Source organism: Xanthomonas massiliensis (assembly GCF_900018785.1).
Lineage (GTDB): Bacteria > Pseudomonadota > Gammaproteobacteria > Xanthomonadales > Xanthomonadaceae > Xanthomonas_B > Xanthomonas_B massiliensis.
In genome coordinates this window covers 65,831-86,486 of the sequence record NZ_FCOY01000004.1, presented here as the reverse complement: position 1 = coordinate 86,486, position 20,656 = coordinate 65,831, and the positions used below count along the sequence as shown (strand labels likewise).

Here is a 20,656-nt window from a genome sequence, read left to right as displayed (position 1 = left end):
CGTTCCCTCCGGCAGCCGTTCCCCGTGCCAGCGACGCCAACCTGCTTGCCCGCGGCGGGACACGGAAGCGCCTTGCGTCGGCCCCGCCGCGCAGCCAGATTCCGCCCCGCTGTCGACAAGCGTCCGCGGGCAGGACTACGTTCGCGTTCCCTCCGGCAGCCGTTCCCCGCGCCAACGGCACCAACCTGGTTGCCGGCACCGGGACGCGGGAGCGCCTTGCGCCGGTCCCGCCGCGCAGCCAGGTTCCGCCCCGCTGCCGACAAGCGTCCGCGGGCAGGACTACGTTCGCGTTTCCTCCGGCAGCCGTTCCCCGCGCCAACGGCACCAACCTGGTTGCCGGCACCGGGACGCGGGAGCGCCTTGCGCCGGTCCCGCCGCGCAGCCACCCGCTGCCGGCATGCGCCCGCGGGCAGGATCGCGTTCGCATTCCCTCCAGCAGCCGTTCCCCGCATCGGCGGCGCCCATCCGGCTGTCGCCCCAGGACGTGCGAAGACCCATGCATCAGCGCAATCGCAGCCCTGTTGCACCTCGCCGCGGTCATGCGACCGGCAGGCGGGATCGGGGCCGGCCGCCGCCCGTCCCGTGCGCTAGCATGGAGTGGCGGCCGGCGACGCGTCGCCGGCCGCCACTCCCCTCGCTTCCACATTGCCGATGCAAACCCCGCTCCCCCACCTGATCGTCGTCGGTGGCGGCTTCGCCGGTCTATGGGCCACCCGCGCCCTGGCCGACGCGCCGCTGCGCATCACCCTGATCGACCGGCGCAACCACCACCTGTTCCAGCCGCTGCTCTACCAGGTCGCCACCGCCGGCCTGTCGGCGCCGGACATCGCCGCGCCGCTGCGCCACATCCTGCGCGACCAGCGCAATGTCGAGGTCTGGCTCGGCGAGGTCGAGCACGTCGCACCGGCGCAGCGCCAGCTGCAACTGGCCGACGGCCGGCGCCTGGACTACGACTACCTGCTGGTCGCCTCCGGCGCCACCCACGCCTATTTCGGCCACGACGAATGGGCACGCGCGGCGCCGGGGCTGAAGACCCTGGGCAACGCGCTGAACATCCGCCGCAAGCTGCTGATGGCGTTCGAACGCGCCGAGATGGAGACCGATCCGGCCGCGCGCCGGGCGTGGCTGGATTTCGCCATCGTCGGCGGTGGTCCCACCGGCGTCGAACTGGCCGGCACCCTCGCCGAGATCGCCCGCCACACCCTGAACAACGAGTTCCGCCACATCGACCCGCGCCACGCGCGCGTGCGCCTGATCGAGGCCGGCCCGCGGGTGCTGCCGAGCTTTCCCGACGATCTCACCGCCAAGGCCCGCAAGCAGCTGGAGAAGCTGGGCGTGGAGGTGGTGACCGGCATGCCGGTCACCGAGATCAACGAACGGGGCTATCGGCTGGGTCCGGACTTCGTGCCGGCGCGCACCGTGATCTGGGCGGCCGGCGTGGCGGCCTCGCCGCTGGGCCGCAGCCTGGGCGTACCGCTGGACCGGGCCGGCCGCGTGCAGGTCGCCCCGGACCTGAGCGTGCCCGGCCACCCGGAGGTGTTCGTCGCCGGCGACCTGGCCGCGATCGCGCAGGCCGACGGCAGGCCGGTCCCCGGCGTGGCGCCGGCCGCCAAGCAGATGGGCCGGCACGTTGCCGCGGTGCTGCGCCGCCGCCTCGGCGGCGATACCGCCACGGTGCCGTTCCGCTACCGCGACCACGGCAACCTGGCCACCATCGGCCGCATGGCGGCGATCGTGCACCTCGGCCGGCTCAAGCTGTCCGGGCTGCCGGCATGGTGGTTCTGGCTGGCTGCGCACGTCTACTTCCTGATCGGCTTCCGCAACCGCTTCGTGGTGCTGGTCAACTGGGCGCTGGCCTACTGGAGCTACCAGCGCGCCGCGCGGATCATCTTCGGCCAGCCGCACGAGGCCGCGGCCAGACCGGGCGACGAGACCGGATTGCCGCCCTCGCCCTGACCCTGCCCCCGGTGCCGGCCTGCCCGGCACTGGGGCGGTTCGCTTCATCAGGCGCGGTCGCGCTGCCGACGGCACCGCGGGTGGCCAGGACTGGCCGGCCGCATCCGCGGCGTTTCCCGGGCCGCATACGCAAGGACCCGGCCGAGGCCGGGTCCTTGCTGCATCGCGACGCGGGTGGCGGCATCACGCCACGAACAGCGCCTTCATCTTCTTCAGCGCATTGGCCTCGATCTGGCGGATGCGCTCGGCCGACACGCCGTACTCGTCGGCCAGGTCCTGCAGGGTGACCTTGTGCTCATCGTCCAGCCAGCGCCGGCGGATGATGTCGCGCGAACGCGCATCCAGCTCGGCCAGGCCCTCGCGCAGCAGCTGCAGCTGGTTGTCCTCGCTGTCCTCGCGCTCGTAGGCCTGCGACGGGTCCTCCTGGTCGGCGACCAGGTAGGCGGCCGGCGACGGCGGCGCGTGGTCGTCGTCCTCGTCGGACGGCGCATCGAAGCCGATGTCGCGGCCGGACAGGCGCGACTCCATCTCCAGCACCTCGCGCTCGGACACGTTCAGGTCCTTGGCCACGGCGCTGACCTCGGCCGCGTTCATCCAGCCCAGGCGGGTCTTGGACTTGCGCAGGTTGAAGAACAGCTTGCGCTGCGCCTTGGTCGTGGCGACCTTGACGATGCGCCAGTTCTTGAGGATGAACTCGTGCATCTCCGCGCGGATCCAGTGCACGGCGAAACTGACCAGGCGCACGCCCATGTCCGGGTCGAAGCGCTTGACCGCCTTCATCAGGCCGATGTTGCCTTCCTGGATCAGGTCGCCCAGCGGCAGGCCGTAGCCGTTGTAGCCGCGGGCCACGTGGACGACGAAGCGCAGGTGCGAATGCACCAGCTCGCGCGCGGCGTCCAGGTCCTCGTTATCGCGGAAACGCACGGCGAGCGCATGCTCGTCCTCGGCCGTGAGCACCGGGATCTGGTTCACCGCGCCGATGTAGGCGTCCAGGGAACCGAGCGCGCTGGGGATGGGCAGGTTGTTGGGAACCAATGCGGTAGTGGTGTTCTGGCTCATGGGATCTCATCTTAGCAGTCGACTTATTGGACTGCTCGGTACAGGAAAAAGTTCCTGAATTCCAACGATGGAACGCCGGCCGGGCCGTCCTGCAGCCATACCCGACCGGAACCCGAGCCTAGCACCCTCCGCGGGCGCTGGCTGAACCGGCGGAAACGGCTTCAGCCGTCGCCCGGACCGCCGTCGTGGAGCATGGCCTCGACCTGCGCCCGCGGCGGCAGCGACCAGTCCACCGGCGCCTGCCCGCGGCGCTGCAGGTATTCGTTGGCGGCGGCGAAGTGGCCGCAGCCGAAGAACCCGCGGTAGGCCGACAGCGGCGAGGGATGCGGGGCCTTGAGCACCTTGTGGCGGCGCGTGTCGATGACCCGGCCCTTGGCCTGGGCGTAGCTGCCCCACAGCAGGAACACCAGCCCCTCGCGCTCGGCCGACAGGGTGCGGATGACATGGTCGGTGAAGCCCTCCCAGCCCTTGCCCTGGTGGCTGCCCGCACGGCCCTCCTCCACCGTCAGCACCGCGTTGAGCAGCAGCACGCCGCGCCGCGCCCACGGCAACAGGCAGCCGTGGTCGGGCGGGGCGATCCCCAGCTCGTCCTGGATCTCCTTGAAGATGTTGACCAGCGAGGGCGGCACCGGCACCCCGGGCAGCACCGAGAAGCACAGCCCGTGCGCCTGGCCGTAGCCGTGGTACGGATCCTGGCCCAGGATCACCACCTTGACCGCCTCGAACGGGGTCGCATCGAAGGCGGCGAAGATCTTGCGGGCCGGCGGGAAGATGCGCACCCCGGCATCGCGGCGCTGGCGCAGGAACACGGCCAGCTCCCGCATTTCCGGGCGCAACAGCCAGTCCCCGACCCGCGCCTTCCACGACGGTTCCAGGCGCACCCGCTCGAGCCCGGCGTTCATGCCGCCTCCGGCGCGTGCAGCCGCGCCAGGCGCAGCTGGAACAGCACCTTGGTCGCCAGCAGGCGCTCCTCGATCGGTTTGAGCACCAGGTCGTTGGCACCGGCGCGCAGCAGTTCGGACTGGTTGTGCGGGTTGCTGTCGCCGGTCATCACCAGCACCGGCAGGCGGCGCTTGCCGTAGTCGAAGTCCACGCGGATGCGCTGGACCACGTCGCGCCCGCTCAGCTCGCCCTTGAGGGTGACGTCGGTGAGCACCAGGTCCAGCGGCGCCACCTTGCCCAGCGATTCGGCGGTGAGCAGGGCGAAGGCCTCCTCGGCGCTGGCCACGTGCACCACCTCCAGCCGCTGGCGCTCGAGCATGCGCCGGGTGGCCTCGGCGACCACGCGGCTGTCCTCGATGTAGAGCACGCGCGCGCCGGGGATCGGCTCGGGCTGCACGTAGCCGCGCACGAACGCGGCCAGCGCCTCGTGGCCGAGCGACTTGTCGAAGTAGTCGGTGACGTACTCGGTGAAGCGTCGTTCCACCAGGTGCTGCTGGGCGTCGCCGGAGACCACGATCACCGGTACGTAGGCCTGGCCGGGGCTCTCGCGCACCAGCTTGGCCAGGGCCAGGCCGTCGCCGTCGTCCAGGGTCAGGGCGGTGGTCACCAGGTCCACCGGCCCGGCCAGCAGCGTGCGCCGGGCCTCCTCCACGCCGGCGCAGCCGACCACTTCCACGCCCGGCAGCTGGCGCTGCAGGACATCGCCGATCAGCTTGCGCACCAGGCGCGAGCCGTCAACCACCATCACCCGGGGATGGTCGCCGATGGCGTGGATCGGGGCGGACGCGTCGGTGTGCGGATGCATGCTCAGATCTCCGTGGGACGGGACTGGCGCAGGAAATGGCCGGTCACCAGCCAGGCGCCCAGCCAGCCCAGCACCGTGGTGCCGGCCAGCACCGCCAGGCACTGCAGCGGATCCAGGCCCTGCAGGGCGAAGCGGCTGCCGTAGCTCTCGCTGAGCGCCGCCAACGGCATGCGCAGCGCCAGCCCGGCACCGGCCACCAGCACCAGCGCCAGCGCGCCGGCCACCAGCCCGTACCAGGCGCCTAGATAGACGAACGGCCGGCGGATGAAGCCGTCGCTGGCGCCGAGCAGCTGCAGCACGCCGATCTCCTCGCGCCGCGACTGGATGTCCAGGCGCACGGTATTGCCGACCACCAGCACCGCCCCGGCCACCAGCAGCACGCCCAGCACCTGCACCAGCCGTACCCCCAGGCCGAGCCAGCCGTCCAGGCGCCGGCGCCACAGCGCGTCGTGCTGCACCTGGTCGACCTGCGGCAGCTCGCCCAGCGCCTGCGCCAGGCGCGCGTCGTCGGCCGCCGCCGCGGGCGTGACGATCAGCAGCGTGGGCAGCGGGTTCTCGCCGAGCGCATCGATGGCCGCGTCCAGCCCGGCGCTGGCGCGCAGCTCCTGCAGGCCCTGCTCGGGCGTGCGCAGCTGCACCCCGGCCACGTCGGCCCGGTCGCGCAGCTGCACGGCCAGGGCCTGCGCCGGCGCGGCAGCCACCTCGGGCTTGAGGAATACGTTGATGTCGCGCGAGGCCTGCACGTCGCCGGTGAAATGGCGCAGGTTGGCCAGCGCCGCGGACATGCCCAGCGGCAACGCCAGGGCGATGGCCATCACCAGCACGGTCAGTGCGGTCGACCACGGCCGCTGCAGCGCCCGGCCCAGGGCCAGGGCGATGCTGTGCAGGTGGTGGTTCCACCACACCACCACGCGCGCGGGAGAAGTCGAGGCAGGCTTGTTCATTCGGCCAGGTCCTGGGGCGAGATGTCGTCCACCAGCCGGCCGTGGTCGAGCACCAGCACGCGCCGGCGCATGCGCTTGATCAGTGCCAGGTCGTGACTCACCACCACCACGCTGGTACCGCGCCCGGGCAGTTCGGCGAACAGGGCCATGATCTCCTCGGCCAGGGTCGGGTCGAGATTGCCGGTCGGCTCGTCGGCCACCAGCAGCGGCGGTTCGGCGACGATGGCGCGGGCGATGCCCACGCGCTGCTGCTCGCCGGCCGAGAGCTGCTGCGGCAGCGCCTGCCCGCGCTCGGCCAGGCCGACCCGTTCCAGCGCCGAGCGCACGCGCTTGCCGGTCTCCGCGCGCCGGGTTCCGCGCAGGATCAGCGGCAGGGCGACGTTGTCGGCCACGCTGCGGTCGGCCAGCAGGCGGTGGTCCTGGTAGACCACCCCGACCTGGCGCCGGTGCAGGGCGACCTTGCCGCCGCGCACCTTCAGCAGGTTGCGTTCGCCGAACAGCACCGCACCGCGGCTGGGACGCTCGCTCAGGTGGATGAGCCGGAGCAGCGTGCTCTTGCCGGCCCCGGAATGGCCGGTGACGAACAGCATCTCGCCGGGGGCGACCTCGAAGCTGACGTCGACCAGCGCCTCGCGGCCACCGGCGTACTGCTTGCTGACGTTGTCGAAGCGCAGGACATTCATCCGGCGATTATGCCGGAGCGCCGCCCCGAGGGGGCCGGGGCGGCGCGCAGGTCAGGAACCGGACACCAGCGAACGCAGGCGCCGGCCCAGCCGGGTGAGGAACGATTCGCCGCGCACGCCGGCCGGCTTGGCCACCACCTGCACCGGCTTGTGCGCAGCCAGCGGCGCGGCCTTGTTGCCCGCCGGGCGCGGCGCGTGACGGTCGCGGCCCCGCTCGCCGGCGACGGCAGTCGCCGGGGCGGCCGCGGCTTCGCCGGCGGTCGGCGCCGAGCCGGGCGCGGCATCGACCGGACGGCCCTTGCGGCGACGGCGGCGCTTGCGCGGCGCCTTGCCTTCGCCGGATTCCGCGGCGACGGCCGCGGCAGGCACGCCCGGGGCGGCCGCGTTCTCGGTCACATCCGGCGCTGCAACCGGGGTTGCATCGGACGCGGCGGCAGCCGTGGCCGCCGGAGCACCCTCCACGCCCGCGTGCGGCGCACGCCGCCGGCGCGGCTCGCCCTCGCCCTCGCGGCGCGGTCCGCGTGCGGGCCGGCCATCGCGGCCGCCACGGCGCTGGCCCTCGGCCGCCTTCTGCTCGCGCACCTCGCGGAAGATCTCGCCGATGCTCTCGCCCTCGGCGTCGTCCTCCTCGCCGGCCGCCGGCGCGGCGCGCTCGGGCCGCGGCAGCGCGGTCAGCAGCTCCCGGGTGACGGTCTCGACCGGGATCTTCATGCCGATGTACTGCTCGATGTCCGGCAGGCTCATCGCGTACAGCTCGCAGGCGAAGCTGATCGCATCGCCCTCCTCGCCCAGACGCGCGGTGCGGCCGATGCGGTGCACGTAGTCCTCGGCGTCGAACGGCAGGTCGTAGTTGTAGACGTACTTGATGCCGTCGATGTGCAGGCCGCGCGCGGCCACGTCGGTGGCCACCAGCACTTCCAGCTGGCCCTTCTGGAAGCGCGCCAGCAGGCTCTCGCGCTTCTTCTGCGGCACGTCGCCGGAAAGCACGCCCACCCGGTAGCCGGCCCGGTCCAGCGCGCGCGCCACCTTCTCCACCCACGCCTTGGTGTTGACGAACACCATCGTGCGCGCTCCCTCGCTGCGCGAGAGCAAGCCCAGCAGCAGCGGGATCTTCTCCTCGTTGGCCGGGAAGTAGACGCGCTGGCGCACGCGGTCGGCGGTGACGTGCTCGGTCTCCACCACCAGCTTTTCCGGGTCGTTCATGTGCTCGTAGGCCAGCTCCAGCACGCGATGGCTGAGGGTGGCCGAGAACAGCAGGGTCTGGCGGGTGGTGCGCTCGGGCATGCGCCGCAGCAGGAAGCGGATGTCCTTGATGAAGCCCAGGTCGAACATGCGGTCGGCCTCGTCCAGCACGCACATCTCGCAAGCGTGCAGCGACACCACCTTGTGCTGTTTGACGTAGTCGATCAGCCGGCCGGGGGTGGCGATGATCACGTCGGCGCCGGCCTGCAGCTGCTCGCGCTGCTTGTCGTAGTCCACGCCGCCGTAGACCAGCGCGAAGCGCAGGCCCAGGTCGGAGGCGAACTTCATCGCGTCCTTGTGGATCTGGATGGCCAGCTCGCGGGTCGGCGCCAGGATCAGCGCGCGCGGGTCCTCGGGCTTGCGCTCGGCCAGCGCCGGGCGGGTCAGCAGGCGGTTGATCACCGCCACCAGGAAGGCCAGGGTCTTGCCGGTGCCGGTCTGCGCCTGGCCGGCGACATCGCGGCCCTTCAGCGCGAACGGCAGGGTCAGGGCCTGGATGGGGGTACAGCGGGTGAAACCCGCGCCTTCCAGGCCGGCCTGCAGGGTCGGGTCCAGGTCGAAGGCGGAGAAGGTGACGTCGGTCAGCGGTTTGTCGCTCATCAATTCATAATCTTGTCAGGGGGCGCACGGCTGCGGGGGGCATGCGTGCGCCGGAGCCGGGGCTTCCGGCCGGTCATGGGCGCTGGATGCGCGCGAACGGCCGGCGTCGGGATACCGGGGCGGCGCCAGGGCCGCCCCGGCCCCAAGGACCGGACATCGCGCGATCGTGCCGGAAAACGGCGCACGGGAAGGAGATCCAGGCCGGCGCCATGCGGTCCGGAAGCGGGCATGCCCGCTTCGCAGATTTACAAAGTGTAGCGCGCCACGGTGAACGCGTGGAAACGGCGTCCGTCCGGCCGGGCGGCTTGCAACGCCGGCGGGGGCGTCGCACACTGCCGCGGCCAGGCGGCCCGCCTTGCGCGCGTGCCGGGCCGTCCCCATGTACAGCAGACGCGGGCCCGCCGTTCCGGCACCCGCGAACCCTCCGGGAGATGCCAGTGAGCGACAAGGTCATCCATGTCGGTGACACCGACTTCGACACCCAGGTGTTGCAGTCCGACGAGCCGGTGCTCGTGGATTTCTGGGCCGAATGGTGCGGCCCCTGCCGCATGATCGCGCCGGTGCTGGACGAGCTGGCCACCGCCTACGACGGCAAGCTCAAGATCGCCAAGGTCAACGTCGACGAGAACCGCGCCCTGGCGGTGAAGTACCAGGTGCGCTCGATCCCGATGCTGCTGCTGTTCCGCGGCGGCCAGGTGCAGGCCACCCAGATCGGCGCGGTCGGCAAGGGCCAGCTGGCCCAGCTGATCGACAAGACCCTGGACAACGCCGCCTGACCCCGGCGGCGCCCCGCGCGCCGCTGAACCGTTCCATCTCCACCGTCTTGCGCGTCTTCACGCTGCGGTGTTAACGTCCGGGCATCTGGCATGCCGCACCCCCGTCTGGACCCTCTCCCCGGAATCCCCAGTCCCCGCCGGCACCGCCGCCGGGCGCTCGCAGCACGTCAAGCGAGGAACAACCCTTGTCCGAGAACACTCCGACCGAAATCGGGAGCGCCGACGCTCCTGTCGAGAAGCGCGTGCGCAAGCCCCGCGCAACCAAGGCCACCGCCAGCGAAGGCGACCAGGCCAACCTGCCCCTGCCCAGTGCCGAGGCGCCCGCCGCACCGGCGCAGCCCGCACCGGCAGCCCCGCCCGCGGCCCCTCCCGCCGCTGCCAGCGCATCCGCCGGCGATGCCGGTCCCGCGCCGCGCGAACCGCGTGCGGAAGGCCCCGCCCAGGACGGTGGCCAGCAGGAAGGCGGCCAGGATGCGCAGGGCCAGCCACGCAACGGCAACAACAACCAGCAGCAGTTCGGCAACGGTAACCGCCGCGAACGCTTCCGCAACCGCCGCAACCGCGACCGCTTCCGCAACGAGGAAGGCGGCCAGGGCAACCAGGGCGGCGAGAGCAACGAGAACTACGCGCCGCGGGCGCAACCCAACGTCCCGGAAGGGTTCCCGCAGTACACGCTGAGCGACCTCAAGCGCATGCCGGCGCAGAAGCTGCTGGAGATCGCCGACCAGCTCAGCATCCACGAGGGCGTGGCGCGTGCGCGCAAGCAGGACGTGATCTTCGCCCTGCTCAAGGTGCTGACCCGCCACGGCGACGGCGTGCAGGCCGACGGCGTGCTGGAGATCCTGCCCGACGGCTTCGGCTTCCTGCGCGCGGCCGAGGCCAGCTACCTGGCCGGCCCGGACGACACCTACATCTCGCCCAGCCAGATCCGCCGCTTCAACCTGCGCACCGGCGACTACCTGTCCGGCCGCATCCGCTTCCCCAAGGACGGCGAGCGCTACTTCGCCCTGTCGGTGGTGGACACCATCAACGGCGAGCCGATCGAGGCCTCCAAGAACAAGGTCCTGTTCGAGAACCTGACCCCCCTGTTCCCGCGCCGGCGCTTCCGCCTGGAGCGCGGCGACGGCTCCACCGAGGACATCACCGGCCGCATCCTCGACCTGATGGCGCCGCAGGGCAAGGGCCAGCGCGCGCTGATCGTCTCCCCGCCCAAGGCGGGCAAGACGATGATGATGCAGCAGGTCGCCACCGCCATCACCACCAACCACCCGGAAGTGCACCTGATCGTGCTGCTCATCGACGAGCGTCCGGAGGAAGTGACCGAGATGCAGCGCACCGTGCGCGGCGAGGTCATCAGCTCCACCTTCGACGAGCCGGCCGCACGCCACGTGCAGGTCGCCGAGATGGTGATCGAGCGCGCCAAGCGCCTGGTCGAGCACAAGAAGGACGTGGTGATCCTGCTCGACTCGATCACCCGCCTGGCGCGCGCCTACAACAACGTCGTGCCCAGCTCCGGCAAGGTGCTGACCGGCGGCGTGGACGCCAACGCGCTGCACCGCCCGAAGCGCTTCTTCGGCGCGGCGCGCAACGTCGAGGAAGGCGGCTCGCTGACCATCATCGCCACCGCGCTGATCGACACCGGCAGCAAGATGGACGAGGTGATCTACGAGGAGTTCAAGGGCACCGGCAACAGCGAAGTGCACCTGAACCGCCGCATCGCCGAGAAGCGCGTCTACCCGGCCATCGACATCAACCGCTCCGGCACCCGCCGCGAGGACCTGCTGATCGAGCCGGAGCTGCTGCAGAAGATCTGGATCCTGCGCAAGCTGCTGCACCCGATGGACGAGATCTCGGCGATGGAGTTCATGCTCGACAAGATGAAGAACACCAAGTCCAACGACGAGTTCTTCTCTTCGATGAAGCGGTGAACGGCTGCCCGGCCCGATGAAGCGCTGATCCGGCGCGGTATCGTCGATACGGAAACGCCCCGCGGTTGCGGGGCGTTTTCTTTTGCGACCGGCCCTGCGACGAAGGCGGTGGCGGGTGCGTTCAACCGCCCTGCAGCGGCGTGCGCAGTTGCGGCAGGTCGCTACGGTCGGCCATGTAGATGCCGCCTTCCCCGCCCAGCGCATCAGGCGAGAAATCCGCCTCTTTTCCCTTGCCGCGCCAGGGCGCGGGCGTACGCGGCCCCGGGATGTAGGCTTCCCAGACGCCGGACTCGTTGCCGGTCCTGGAATCGGAGTTCAGGCGGAAGCTGACCGGCACCCGCACGCTCCAGAACGGCGCGTCCACGCCTGCGCCCTGGGTGGGCGGGACGAACTGCCAGCCGCGCGCCGCGTCGAGCGACGCGTTGGCCAGCAGCTGGCGGGCACGGCGCATCTCCGCTTCGTTGCCGAGCACGCGCAGGTTGACCTGCTCGGCAACGACGTCCTCCACCTGCCCCTGGCGACCGATCTTCAGCAGCAGATAGACGTCGCCGGCGATGCCGGACTTGTACGCCGCCTCGGGATAACGCGGCGGCGTCATCTTGCGCGAACTGACCGAGCGGCCGCTCTTGTCATGCCCGTCGCCAGAGAAGTCCGCGTTGCGGATGGCGACCTCGTAATTGTCCTGGTCCTGCTTCTTGGCCACGAGGCGCACCGTCACCGGTGCCCGCGCCGGCACCGGCTGGCCGTTGCGCATGACCGGCTCGAACTTCCAGGCCATGATGGCATCGTGCACGAACGTGGCGATCCCGCCCGGCAGCTTGTTCGCCGGATCGATCGAGACGGCCGTGACATTGCCGCTGCGGTCGATATCCAGCTGGCCGCGTACCAGCATGCTGCTCTCGATCTGCTTGCGGATCTCGGCGCGGCTGGCGGCCTGCGCCAGCGGCGCCGCGACCAGCAGCGCCAGCACCAGCCAGGCGATGCGCCCCGGCAGCTGCCGAAAGGGGTGGAACGATGTATGCCCGTACGTCATGAGTCTCCTTCTCCCAACGGTGGTGGCTGACAGGCGGATTGAACCACACTCCGGCCGGCGCGGAAGCGGGAAGCCGGGCGCTCAGGCCAGCCGCAGGGCCGGCGGGTACGGCGGCGTGTCCGGCACGTCGCCCAGCGCCAGCCGCGCCTGCAGGGTGCGCCACCATTGCGGGTCGAATAGCTGGCCGTGGGCGGTGCGCACCGCCTCCAGCAGTGGCCGCGGCAGGCCCATGAACAGCGGGAAGCGCTCGGGGAACACGTCGCGCGGGCCGACATGGAACCAGGGCTCGTCGGCGATCTGCTCCTCGTAGCTCTGCGCCCTGGGCCAGTCGCGGAAATTGCAGTCCACCACCCGGCACAGTTCGTCGTAGTCGTAGAACACGGCCTTGCCGTGGCGCGACATGCCGAAGTTCTTGAGCAGCATGTCGCCGGGGAAGATGTCGTTGCGCGCCATGTCGGCGATCGCCTGGGCATAGTCGAGCGCCGCCGCGCGCGCCGCCTCCGGGGTCTGCTCGCGCAGGTACAGGTTGAGCGGGCGCAGGCGCCGTTGCACGTAGCACAGCGAGAGCACCAGGTCATCGCCTTCCTGGCGCACGCTGTGCGCGCAGGTGGACAGCAGCTCGGCCAGCAGCTCGGCGGAAAAGCGCGCGCGCGGGAAGCGCAGGGCCCGGTACGGCTGCGCATCGAGCAGGCGGCCGACGCGGTCCAGGTTGAACACCATGGCGTAGCGCGCCTCCACGTCCTGCCGGCTCATCGTCTTGGGATAGGCGAAGCGGTCGCGGATCATCTTGAACACCAGCGGGTAGCTGGGCAGGGTGAACACCGCCATGACCATGCCCGGCGTGCCCTCGGCCCGCACCAGGCGCTCGTCCGGGTGCTGGTCGAAATGGCGGAAGAAGGTACGGAAGCGCTCGGTCTTGCCCTGCTTCGCGCGGCCGAGCACGGTATACAGCTCGTCGATCGGCTTGTGCGGCAGCAACGTGCGCAGGAACACCACGGCATCGCCGACGGTGGCCAGGTCGGCGTGGAAGTAGCTGCGCGAGATGCCGAACAGCTGGGCCACGTCGGCGCGCCGGGTGAGCACCGCCTCTGCGCGCAGCCCGCGCTCGTCGTTGACCAGGGCGATCACGCAGGGCGAGTAGCGCAGCTCGCCGAACACGCGCCCCACCAGGTAGGCGCGGCGCTCGCGGTAGAACACCGTCTCCAGCAGTTCGATGCCGCGCACCGGCGCATGGCCCCAGTGCGCCAGGTCGTCCTGCAGGCGCACCGCGATGGCCGCCGCGCAGCGGGTGACATGGGCATAGGGCACGTCGAAGCGGTAGTCGCCGAGCAGGCGCACGAAGGCATCGATCGGCCGCTCCGGCGAGACCGCGTAGCTGTGCCGGGCGACCGGGTGGGTGATGGCATCGGTCGGCACGATGTCCAGGGCGACGAACTCGATCGCCGCATCCACGCCGCGGGTGCCGAAGAAGCGCCGGGTCAGCGTGTTGTAGAAGGTCTTGTACAGCTCCTGGTCGATCAGGCCGGCCAGCATCGCCTCGAAGCGCTGGCGCACCTGCTGCCACAGCCAGCGGTCATGGGCGCGATCGAGCAGCACCGTGCGCAGGCGCAGCATGCATTCGGTCACGCATTGGTCGTACAGGGCGATGCGCTCCACCGCGTCCTCGCGCGCGCCGGCCCAGTCGCGCGCCTCGAAACGCAGCCGCGCGCGCCGGGTGATGGCGGCGAAGCGGGCGTGGTAATCCTCGAAGGCGTCGCGGATCAGCTGGGCGATGGCTTCGGCGGGTTCGCTCATGGCCGCATCCTAACCGCCTGCCCGGCGAGGACGACGACGGGCGGGCACGGCCGCCATCTCGGCTGCCCGGTCCAGCGCGGCCTGCTCGCCCAGCCACTGGCGGAACGCGAGGAAGCCGCGATGGCCGGCCGAGCGCGGCGGGTAGACCAGGTAGTGCGACCAGGGCGTCTTCAGGCGCTGCCGGGACAGCGCCACCAGCTGGCCGGAATCGAGCAGCAGGCGCGCCCGGGTGACCCGTCCCAGCGCCACGCCGACGCCGTCTAGCGCGGCGCGATGGTGCGATTCGGAATCGTCGAACACGGCAACGTAGCGCGATGGCGGCGCCTCGCCGGCCAGCGCGAACCAGCGGTCCCACTCGCCGTCCGGGTCGCCCAGCAGCGGCCACTGCGCCAATCCGGCCAGGCCCTGGCTGCGCATGCGCTCGACCAGCGCCGGACTGGCCATCGGTACCAGCCATTCGTCCAGCAGCGGCTCGGCGGTGAGGCCCGGCCAGTGGCCGTTGCCCACGCGCAGCGCGGCGTCGACGTGGACCTGGCGCTCGAAATCCACCAGGCGTTCGCTGGAGAGCATGTTGAGCTCGATCTTGGGATGGCGGGCGAGGAAGTCGGGCAGGCGCGGCACCAGCCAGGCCGAGGCCATCGACGGGGTGATGCTGATGGTCAGTACGTCCTCGCGCCGCGCGGCGAAAGGCTGCAGGGCCTGGGCGATGGCGTCCAGGTGCGGGCCGATGCGATCGAGAAGCTGCCGCCCCTCCGCGGTGAGCACCACGCCGCGTGCGTGGCGTGCCAGCAGGCGATAGCCCAGACGGTCCTCCAGGGCCCGCATCTGGTGGCTGAGCGCGCTGACGGTCAGGTGCAGCGCATCGGCCGCGCGCGACAGGTTGCCCAGCCGGGCGGCAGTGACGAAACCCTGCAGGGCGTGCAGCGGTGCGCGTGACATGTTGAATCCAGTTCAAGCCTGGCTTGCGGAATGCTCGCTTTTCCAGCCGTGCACGCGAGCCTACCTTGAAACGTACTCAATCGGGAGCCCCGCCATGAAGCTCCATCGCGACCTGCTGTTCCACCACGGCCACGTGACCAACGCCGACCTGGCACGCGCCCTGGCCGAAGATCCGCCCGAAAGCGACGGCGCGCACGGCTCCGGCCAGTCCGGCGCCGAGGCCGAGGACGACTGCGACGCGCCGGTCCGCGGCCGCACGACTCCGGAGAATGCCGCACCGGGAACCACGGCCACCTGCGCCGACGCACGCTACGCCCGGCTGGTCCGCATGATGACGGCGCTGTCGCCGTTTCGCTGAATCCCGCGCAAGATCCGCGCGGCAGGGGCGGCACACGTTGCACACGTCTCGCACCGGTGCCGATGCCACGGCCGCAAGACTCCGAAAGACACCGGCCCGGAGCCACATCCACCTGCACCGACGCCAGCTACGCTCGGCCGGTCCGCATGACGACGGCGCTGTCGCCGTTCCGCTGAGCCCCGCGCACGATCCACGCGCCAGGGACGGCGCACGTTACACGCACCTCGCACTGGTGCCGACGCCACGCCCGCAAGGCTTCGAAGGACACCGGGTCGGGAGCCACAGCCACCTGCGCCGACGCTACGCTCGGCCGGTCCGCATGATGACGGCGCTGTCGCCGTTCCACTGAATCCCGCACACGATCCGCGCGCGGCACGGTGCGACGCGCGTTGCACACACCTCGCACTGGTGCCGACACCATGGCTGCAACGCTCCGGAGGACGCCGGCCCAGGTTCCATATCGCCCGACGCCGACGCACGCTACGCCCGGCTGGTCCGCATGATGACGGTCGCGTTGCACGCGCCTCGCATCGGTGCCGACGCCACGCCCGCAAGGCTCCGAAGGACACCGGGCCGGGAGCCACATCCACCTGCGCCGACGCACACTACGCCAGGCCGGTCCGCATGATGATGGGGCCGTCGCCGTTCCGCTGAGCCCCGTGCACGATCCGGTGTCCGCGCACGACGCGTGCAACTGGGTACGGCGCGCGTTGCACGCGCCGCACCCCGCACAGGTGCCGGCTCAGCCCGCCAGCGTCGCCAGCACGGCGTTGAACGTGGCGCTCGGGCGCATGGCCGCGGCGACCTTGTCCAGGTCCGGATGGTAGTAGCCGCCGATCTCCACCGGCTGGCCCTGCACCCCGACGAGCTCGGCGACGATGGCCTGCTCGTGCCCGGCCAACGCCTCGGCCACCGGCGCGAACGCGGCCTTCAGGCCGGCATCCTCGTCCTGCCCGGCCAGCGCCTGCGCCCAGTACAGGGCCAGGTAGAAATGGCTGCCGCGGTTGTCCAGGCCACCGAGCTTGCGCGTCGGCGAGCGGTTCTCGTCCAGGATCCGGCCGTTGGCCAGGTCCAGCGCCCAGGCCAGGGTCTTCGCCCTGGCATCGCCGGTGGTGTTGGCGACGAACTCCAGCGAGGCGGCCAGCGCGAGGAACTCGCCCAGCGAATCCCAGCGCAGGTAGTTCTCCTCGAGGAACTGCTGCACGTGCTTGGGAGCCGAGCCGCCGGCGCCGGTCTCGAACAGGCCGCCGCCGGCCATCAGCGGCACGATGGACAGCATCTTGGCGCTGGTGCCCAGCTCCATGATCGGGAACAGGTCGGTGAGGTAGTCGCGCAGCACGTTGCCGGTGACCGAGATGGTGTCCTCGCCCTTGCGGATGCGCTCCAGCGAGAACTTCATCGCCGCCACCGGCGGCAGGATGCGGATGTCCAGGTCGCTGATGTCCTGGCCCATCGCCTTCAGCTCGGCCTCGACCTTGGCGATCACCTGCGCGTCGTGGGCGCGCTCCGGATCCAGCCAGAACACCGCCGGCGTGCCGCTCAGGCGCGAGCGGTTGACCGCCAGCTTCACCCAGTCGCGGATCGGCGCGTCCTTGGTCTGGCACATGCGCCAGATGTCGCCCGCCTCCACCGCGTGCTCGAAGATCACCGTGCCGGCCTCGTCGGTGACCTGGACGATGCCGTCGTGCGGGATCTGGAAGGTCTTGTCGTGGCTGCCGTACTCCTCGGCCGCCTGCGCCATCAGGCCGACGTTGGGCACGCTGCCCATCGTCGCCGGGTCGAACGCGCCATGCGCCTTGCAGTCCTCGATCACCGCCTGGTAGATCGTGGCGTAGGAGCGGTCCGGGATCAGCGCCTTGGTGTCCTGCGGCTTGCCCTCGGCATTCCACATCTTGCCGCCGTCGCGGATCATCGCCGGCATCGACGCATCGACGATCACGTCCGAGGGCACGTGCAGATTGGTGATGCCCTTGTCGGAATTGACCATGGCCAGCGCCGGGCGGCGCGCGTATTCGGCGGCGATGTCGGCCTGGATGGCCGCCTGCTCGGCTTCCGGCAGCGTGGCGATGCGCGCGTACAGGTCGCCGATGCCGTTGTTCGGGTTGAAGCCGACCTGCTCGAGCACGCCGGCATGCCGGGCCAGCACGTCCTTGTAGAACTCGGACACGGCCACGCCGAACATGATCGGGTCGGAGACCTTCATCATCGTCGCCTTCAGGTGTAGCGACAGCAGCACGCCTTCTTCCCTGGCATCGGCGATGGCGTCGTCGACGAACTGCGCCAGCGCCTTGCGGCTCATCACCGCCGCGTCGATGATCTCGCCGGCCAGCACCGGGGTCTTTTCCTTGAGCACGTGGCTGATGCCGTCGGGCCGCACCAGGGTGATCTTCACGCTGCCGGCCTGGCCGACCACCGCCGAGCGCTCGCTGCCGTAGAAATCGTGGTCGGCCATGTGCGCCACGTGGGTTTTCGAATGCTTGTCCCATGCCGCCATGCGGTGGGGGTGCTTGCGCGCGTAGCTCTTCACCGACAGCGGCGCGCGGCGGTCCGAATTGCCCTCGCGCAGCACCGGGTTCACCGCGCTGCCCTTGACCTTGTCGTAGCGCGCCTTGACGTCCTTCTGCTTGTCGTCCTTCGGCACGTCCGGGTAGTCCGGCAGCGGGTAGCCCTGCGCCTGCAGCTCCTTGATGGCCGCCTTCAGCTGCGGCATCGAGGCGCTGATGTTGGGCAGCTTGATGATGTTGGCTTCCGGCGTCTTGGCCAGCTGGCCCAGCTCGGCCAGGTCGTCGCTCACCTTCTGCGCATCGGCAAGCAGCTCCGGGAACTGCGCCAGGATGCGACCGGCCAGCGAGATGTCGCGCGTCTCCACCGCGATCCCGGCGCTGGCGGTGAACGCCTTGACGATGGGCAGCAGCGAGGCCGTGGCGAGGAACGGGGCTTCGTCGGTAAGGGTGTAGAGGATCTTGGACATGGGTACCTGTCGGGCATGGACGCAGAAGGGAAGCGGGACGTGGCCGCCGGCCAGGCGCTGGAGCCCGGGCCAGGCGGAGCCGGGTCCCGCATCGGCCCTGGATTGTCGCGTTTCCCCGGGGCCAGGGCAAAGGGAGGATTCCGATGAAACGATGCCCATCCGGGACCCGGGCGGCAGGCCTATGATCTCGTCGGCTGCGACAGGCCCTCCTTAACCTAGAGATCCGGTGCCCTGTATCAACCAATGAGATGACTTGAGCGTAGTGTTCCTGCCATTCGGCTAGCCGTTGGCTGATGCCGTACGCGACAAGGGGAAACAAGGATGGAGTTCTACGCACATTCCTCATCACGGCCGGATAGGGCCGACTGGCAGCACCTGGCCGACCACCTGCGCCAGGTCGGCGACACCGCCGCGCGCTACGCCGCCGCCTTCGGCGGGCAGGACATGGCCCGGGTCGCCGGCCTGTTGCACGACCTGGGCAAATACACCGAACGATTCCAAGGCCGCCTGAGCGGCGACCTTCACAAGGTAGACCATGCCACCTGGGGTGCCATCGTGGTGCTGGAACGCTACAGCGCGCGCGAACGCATCCTGGCCATGCTGCTGGCCTATACCATCGCCGGCCATCACGCGGGACTGGCCAACGGCCATGGCGGAGAACAGCGCAGCGCCCTGCAGGAGCGGCTCTCGGCCGACTACCGGGCCACGCTGCCGCCGTTGCTCGACGCTTGGCGGCAGGAAATCGAGTTGCCGGCACATCTCGCCCTGCCCAAGGGCTTCACGCCCAGGCAAGATCGTGGTGCTTTCCAGCTCGCGCTACTGGCAAGGATGATCTTCTCCTGCCTAGTCGATGCCGATTTCGTCGATACCGACAACTTCTATCGTGGTATCGAGGGCGAGCCAGCGCGCAAGGAAAATGCCGGTCCTTCGCTGCAAGCCCTGCGCCAACGCCTGGACGCGTACCTCGCCGGCTTGCCGCGCGAGGGCGGCATCAACCCGCTGCGCACGCACATCCTCACCCACATCCGCGGCCAAGCGACAGAGAGGCCGGGCCTGTTCTCGCTCACCGTGCCCACAGGCGGTGGCAAGACCCTGGCCTCGCTCGCCTTCGCGCTGGACCACGCGCTCGTCCACGGCCTGCGCCGAGTGATCTACGTGATCCCGTTCACCAGCATCGTCGAGCAGAACGCGCAGGTGTTCCGGCGCGCCTTCGGCGATCTCGGTGAGGCTGCGGTGCTGGAGCATCACAGTGCCTTCTTCGACGATCCCCGCTCCGCGCCGCAGGCCATCGAAAAGCGGCGGTTGGCAATGGAGAACTGGGACGCGCCGGTGGTCGTCACCACCGCCGTGCAGTTCTTCGAGAGCCTGTTCGCCGACCGTTCCTCACGCTGCCGGAAGCTGCACAACATCGCCGGCAGCGTGGTGATCCTGGACGAGGCCCAGACTCTGCCGCTGGAACTGCTGCGCCCGTGCGTGGCGCTGCTCGACGAGTTGGCGCTGAACTACCGCACGAGCCTGGTGCTGTGTACCGCCACCCAACCCACGCTCACCCGTGCGCAAGGCTTCAAGGACGGCCTGGAGCATGTGCATGAACTCGCCCCCGACCCGCCAGCGCTGTATCGGCAACTGCGCCGCGTCGGCGTACGCCATGTAGGACCGCTCGGCGACGATGCACTCGCCGATTACCTGCGCCAACGGCAGCAGGTGTTGTGCATCGTCAACAATCGTCGCCATGCCCGCCACCTGTTCGAATCCATCGCCGATGCGCCGGGCACACTGCACCTGACCACACTGATGTATGCGCACCACCGCAGCCAGGTGCTGCACGAAGTGCGGCGGCGGCTCAAGGCCGGGGAGCCATGCCGGGTCGTGAGCACGAGTTTGATCGAGGCGGGCGTGGACGTGGACTTCCCCACCGTGCTGCGGGCCGAGGCGGGCCTGGACTCCATCGCCCAGGCCGCCGGCCGCTGCAACCGCGAGGGACGCCAGCCGATCGAAACCAGCGAAGTGCTGGTGTTCGAGACTGCCAATCCAGACTGGGCGCCGCCGCCGGAACTGCGCCAGTTTGCTGCCGCCTTCCGCGAGGTCGAGCGCCATCATCGCCAGGATCTGCTTGCGCCGGAAGCGGTGGATGCCTATTTCCGGCAACTCTATTGGCTGTTGGGCGACGACAAGCTGGACAAGCATGGCTTGCTCAACCTGCTCAAGGGCGCGCGTGAGGACAGCTTGCCCCTGGAGACACTGGCAGCCCGCTTCAAGGTCATCCAGACCGCGATGCGTCCTGTGATCGTGCCGTTCGATCCCGATGGCGGTCGCATTGCCGAGGTGGACAAGGCACTGGATGACCTCGCCTATGCGCCCGCTGCCGCCCGCAAGTTGCAGCCCTATCTGGTGCAGGTGCCGCGGCAAGCCTACGACGCACTGTGGCAGGCCCACGCCATCGAGCCGGTGGCACCGGACCGGTATGGCGACCAGTTCGTGAGGCTGGTCAATCCGCGGCTCTATGACACCCGCTTCGGGCTGCATTGGGACGATCCGCAATTCCTTGCAGCGGAGTCGCTGGTCGCATGAATCCAGTATCAGCCGGTGAGACAGGAATGCCTAGAATCAGGCACACAACAGGGGA

The 20,656-nt window shown here is 70.2% G+C and carries 15 protein-coding genes; 5 read left to right on the top strand and 10 right to left on the bottom strand.

From position 1 onward, the window contains the following. Positions 1-651 precede the first annotated feature (651 nt). On the top strand, positions 652-1,956 hold the full coding sequence (locus BN3794_RS01635) for an NAD(P)/FAD-dependent oxidoreductase (protein ID WP_066092384.1): 1,305 nt from the start codon (positions 652-654) through the stop codon (positions 1,954-1,956). 183 nt (positions 1,957-2,139) lie between these two features. Here BN3794_RS01635 and rpoH read toward each other — a convergent pair whose 3' ends face one another. The 6 genes from rpoH to rhlB form a co-directional block, all read right to left on the bottom strand. Further along, positions 2,140-3,015 (bottom strand): RNA polymerase sigma factor RpoH, encoded by an 876-nt coding sequence (rpoH, locus tag BN3794_RS01630; RefSeq protein ID WP_066092381.1) that lies wholly within the window; start codon positions 3,013-3,015, stop codon positions 2,140-2,142. A 161-nt stretch (positions 3,016-3,176) separates the two neighbouring features. Next, positions 3,177-3,917, bottom strand: a complete 741-nt coding sequence (gene ung / locus BN3794_RS01625; RefSeq protein WP_066092379.1) for a uracil-DNA glycosylase — start codon at positions 3,915-3,917, stop codon at positions 3,177-3,179. After that, a complete protein-coding gene (locus BN3794_RS01620) occupies positions 3,914-4,762 on the bottom strand; it encodes a response regulator (protein WP_066092376.1) in 849 nt (282 codons plus the stop codon). The genes ung and BN3794_RS01620 overlap by 4 nt, the downstream gene beginning before the upstream one ends. 2 nt (positions 4,763-4,764) lie before the next feature. Continuing rightward, entirely contained in the window at positions 4,765-5,706 is a 942-nt protein-coding gene (ftsX, locus tag BN3794_RS01615) for a permease-like cell division protein FtsX (RefSeq protein ID WP_066092374.1), read from the bottom strand. Beyond that, entirely contained in the window at positions 5,703-6,389 is a 687-nt protein-coding gene (ftsE, locus tag BN3794_RS01610) for a cell division ATP-binding protein FtsE (protein ID WP_066092371.1), read from the bottom strand. Before ftsE ends, ftsX begins: the two co-directional genes overlap by 4 nt. Before the next feature lie 51 nt (positions 6,390-6,440). Further along, on the bottom strand, positions 6,441-8,231 hold the full coding sequence (gene rhlB, locus BN3794_RS01605; protein ID WP_066092368.1) for an ATP-dependent RNA helicase RhlB: 1,791 nt from the start codon (positions 8,229-8,231) through the stop codon (positions 6,441-6,443). Positions 8,232-8,668: 437 nt separating this feature from the next. Here rhlB and trxA point away from each other — a divergent pair, with 437 nt between their 5' ends. Next, positions 8,669-9,007, top strand: a complete 339-nt coding sequence (gene trxA / locus BN3794_RS01600; RefSeq protein ID WP_066092365.1) for a thioredoxin TrxA — start codon at positions 8,669-8,671, stop codon at positions 9,005-9,007. A gap of 185 nt (positions 9,008-9,192) precedes the next feature. Beyond that, positions 9,193-10,935: a transcription termination factor Rho gene (rho, locus tag BN3794_RS01595; RefSeq protein WP_066092362.1), complete on the top strand. Its 1,743-nt coding sequence runs from the start codon at positions 9,193-9,195 to the stop codon at positions 10,933-10,935. Positions 10,936-11,056: 121 nt separating this feature from the next. On the opposite strand, the gene BN3794_RS01590 is transcribed toward rho, so the two are convergent. The 3 genes from BN3794_RS01590 to BN3794_RS01580 form a co-directional block, all read right to left on the bottom strand. After that, a complete protein-coding gene (locus BN3794_RS01590; RefSeq protein ID WP_078059516.1) occupies positions 11,057-11,968 on the bottom strand; it encodes an energy transducer TonB in 912 nt (303 codons plus the stop codon). 81 nt (positions 11,969-12,049) lie between these two features. Next, a complete protein-coding gene (aceK, locus tag BN3794_RS01585; RefSeq protein ID WP_066092359.1) occupies positions 12,050-13,762 on the bottom strand; it encodes a bifunctional isocitrate dehydrogenase kinase/phosphatase in 1,713 nt (570 codons plus the stop codon). Between the two features lie 9 nt (positions 13,763-13,771). Then, a complete protein-coding gene (locus BN3794_RS01580) occupies positions 13,772-14,701 on the bottom strand; it encodes a LysR substrate-binding domain-containing protein (protein WP_066092356.1) in 930 nt (309 codons plus the stop codon). Between the two features lie 94 nt (positions 14,702-14,795). Between BN3794_RS01580 and BN3794_RS01575 the strand changes: the two genes are divergently transcribed. After that, on the top strand, positions 14,796-15,059 hold the full coding sequence (locus BN3794_RS01575; protein WP_066092353.1) for a hypothetical protein: 264 nt from the start codon (positions 14,796-14,798) through the stop codon (positions 15,057-15,059). A gap of 742 nt (positions 15,060-15,801) precedes the next feature. Here BN3794_RS01575 and BN3794_RS01570 read toward each other — a convergent pair. Beyond that, complete coding sequence (locus BN3794_RS01570) at positions 15,802-18,030, bottom strand: NADP-dependent isocitrate dehydrogenase (protein WP_066092350.1); 2,229 nt, start codon at positions 18,028-18,030, stop codon at positions 15,802-15,804. A gap of 321 nt (positions 18,031-18,351) precedes the next feature. Between BN3794_RS01570 and BN3794_RS01565 the strand changes: the two genes are divergently transcribed. Beyond that, positions 18,352-20,601: a CRISPR-associated endonuclease Cas3'' gene (locus BN3794_RS01565; protein WP_066092347.1), complete on the top strand. Its 2,250-nt coding sequence runs from the start codon at positions 18,352-18,354 to the stop codon at positions 20,599-20,601. Positions 20,602-20,656: the final 55 nt, after the last annotated feature.

What these genes read in the sequence shown, in the direction of transcription:
- ftsX (WP_066092374.1), bottom strand. Translation starts at nt 5,706, where the DNA reads ATGAACAAGCCTGCCTCGACTTCTCCCGCGCGCGTGGTGGTGTGGTGG.
- BN3794_RS01580 (WP_066092356.1), bottom strand. Translation starts at nt 14,701, where the DNA reads ATGTCACGCGCACCGCTGCACGCCCTGCAGGGTTTCGTCACTGCCGCC.
- BN3794_RS01575 (WP_066092353.1), top strand. Translation starts at nt 14,796, where the DNA reads ATGAAGCTCCATCGCGACCTGCTGTTCCACCACGGCCACGTGACCAAC.
- aceK (WP_066092359.1), bottom strand. Translation starts at nt 13,762, where the DNA reads ATGAGCGAACCCGCCGAAGCCATCGCCCAGCTGATCCGCGACGCCTTC.
- ung (WP_066092379.1), bottom strand. Translation starts at nt 3,917, where the DNA reads ATGAACGCCGGGCTCGAGCGGGTGCGCCTGGAACCGTCGTGGAAGGCG.
- rhlB (WP_066092368.1), bottom strand. Translation starts at nt 8,231, where the DNA reads ATGAGCGACAAACCGCTGACCGACGTCACCTTCTCCGCCTTCGACCTG.
- ftsE (WP_066092371.1), bottom strand. Translation starts at nt 6,389, where the DNA reads ATGAATGTCCTGCGCTTCGACAACGTCAGCAAGCAGTACGCCGGTGGC.
- BN3794_RS01570 (WP_066092350.1), bottom strand. Translation starts at nt 18,030, where the DNA reads ATGTCCAAGATCCTCTACACCCTTACCGACGAAGCCCCGTTCCTCGCC.
- BN3794_RS01590 (WP_078059516.1), bottom strand. Translation starts at nt 11,968, where the DNA reads ATGACGTACGGGCATACATCGTTCCACCCCTTTCGGCAGCTGCCGGGG.
- BN3794_RS01565 (WP_066092347.1), top strand. Translation starts at nt 18,352, where the DNA reads ATGGAGTTCTACGCACATTCCTCATCACGGCCGGATAGGGCCGACTGG.
- BN3794_RS01620 (WP_066092376.1), bottom strand. Translation starts at nt 4,762, where the DNA reads ATGCATCCGCACACCGACGCGTCCGCCCCGATCCACGCCATCGGCGAC.
- BN3794_RS01635 (WP_066092384.1), top strand. Translation starts at nt 652, where the DNA reads ATGCAAACCCCGCTCCCCCACCTGATCGTCGTCGGTGGCGGCTTCGCC.
- rpoH (WP_066092381.1), bottom strand. Translation starts at nt 3,015, where the DNA reads ATGAGCCAGAACACCACTACCGCATTGGTTCCCAACAACCTGCCCATC.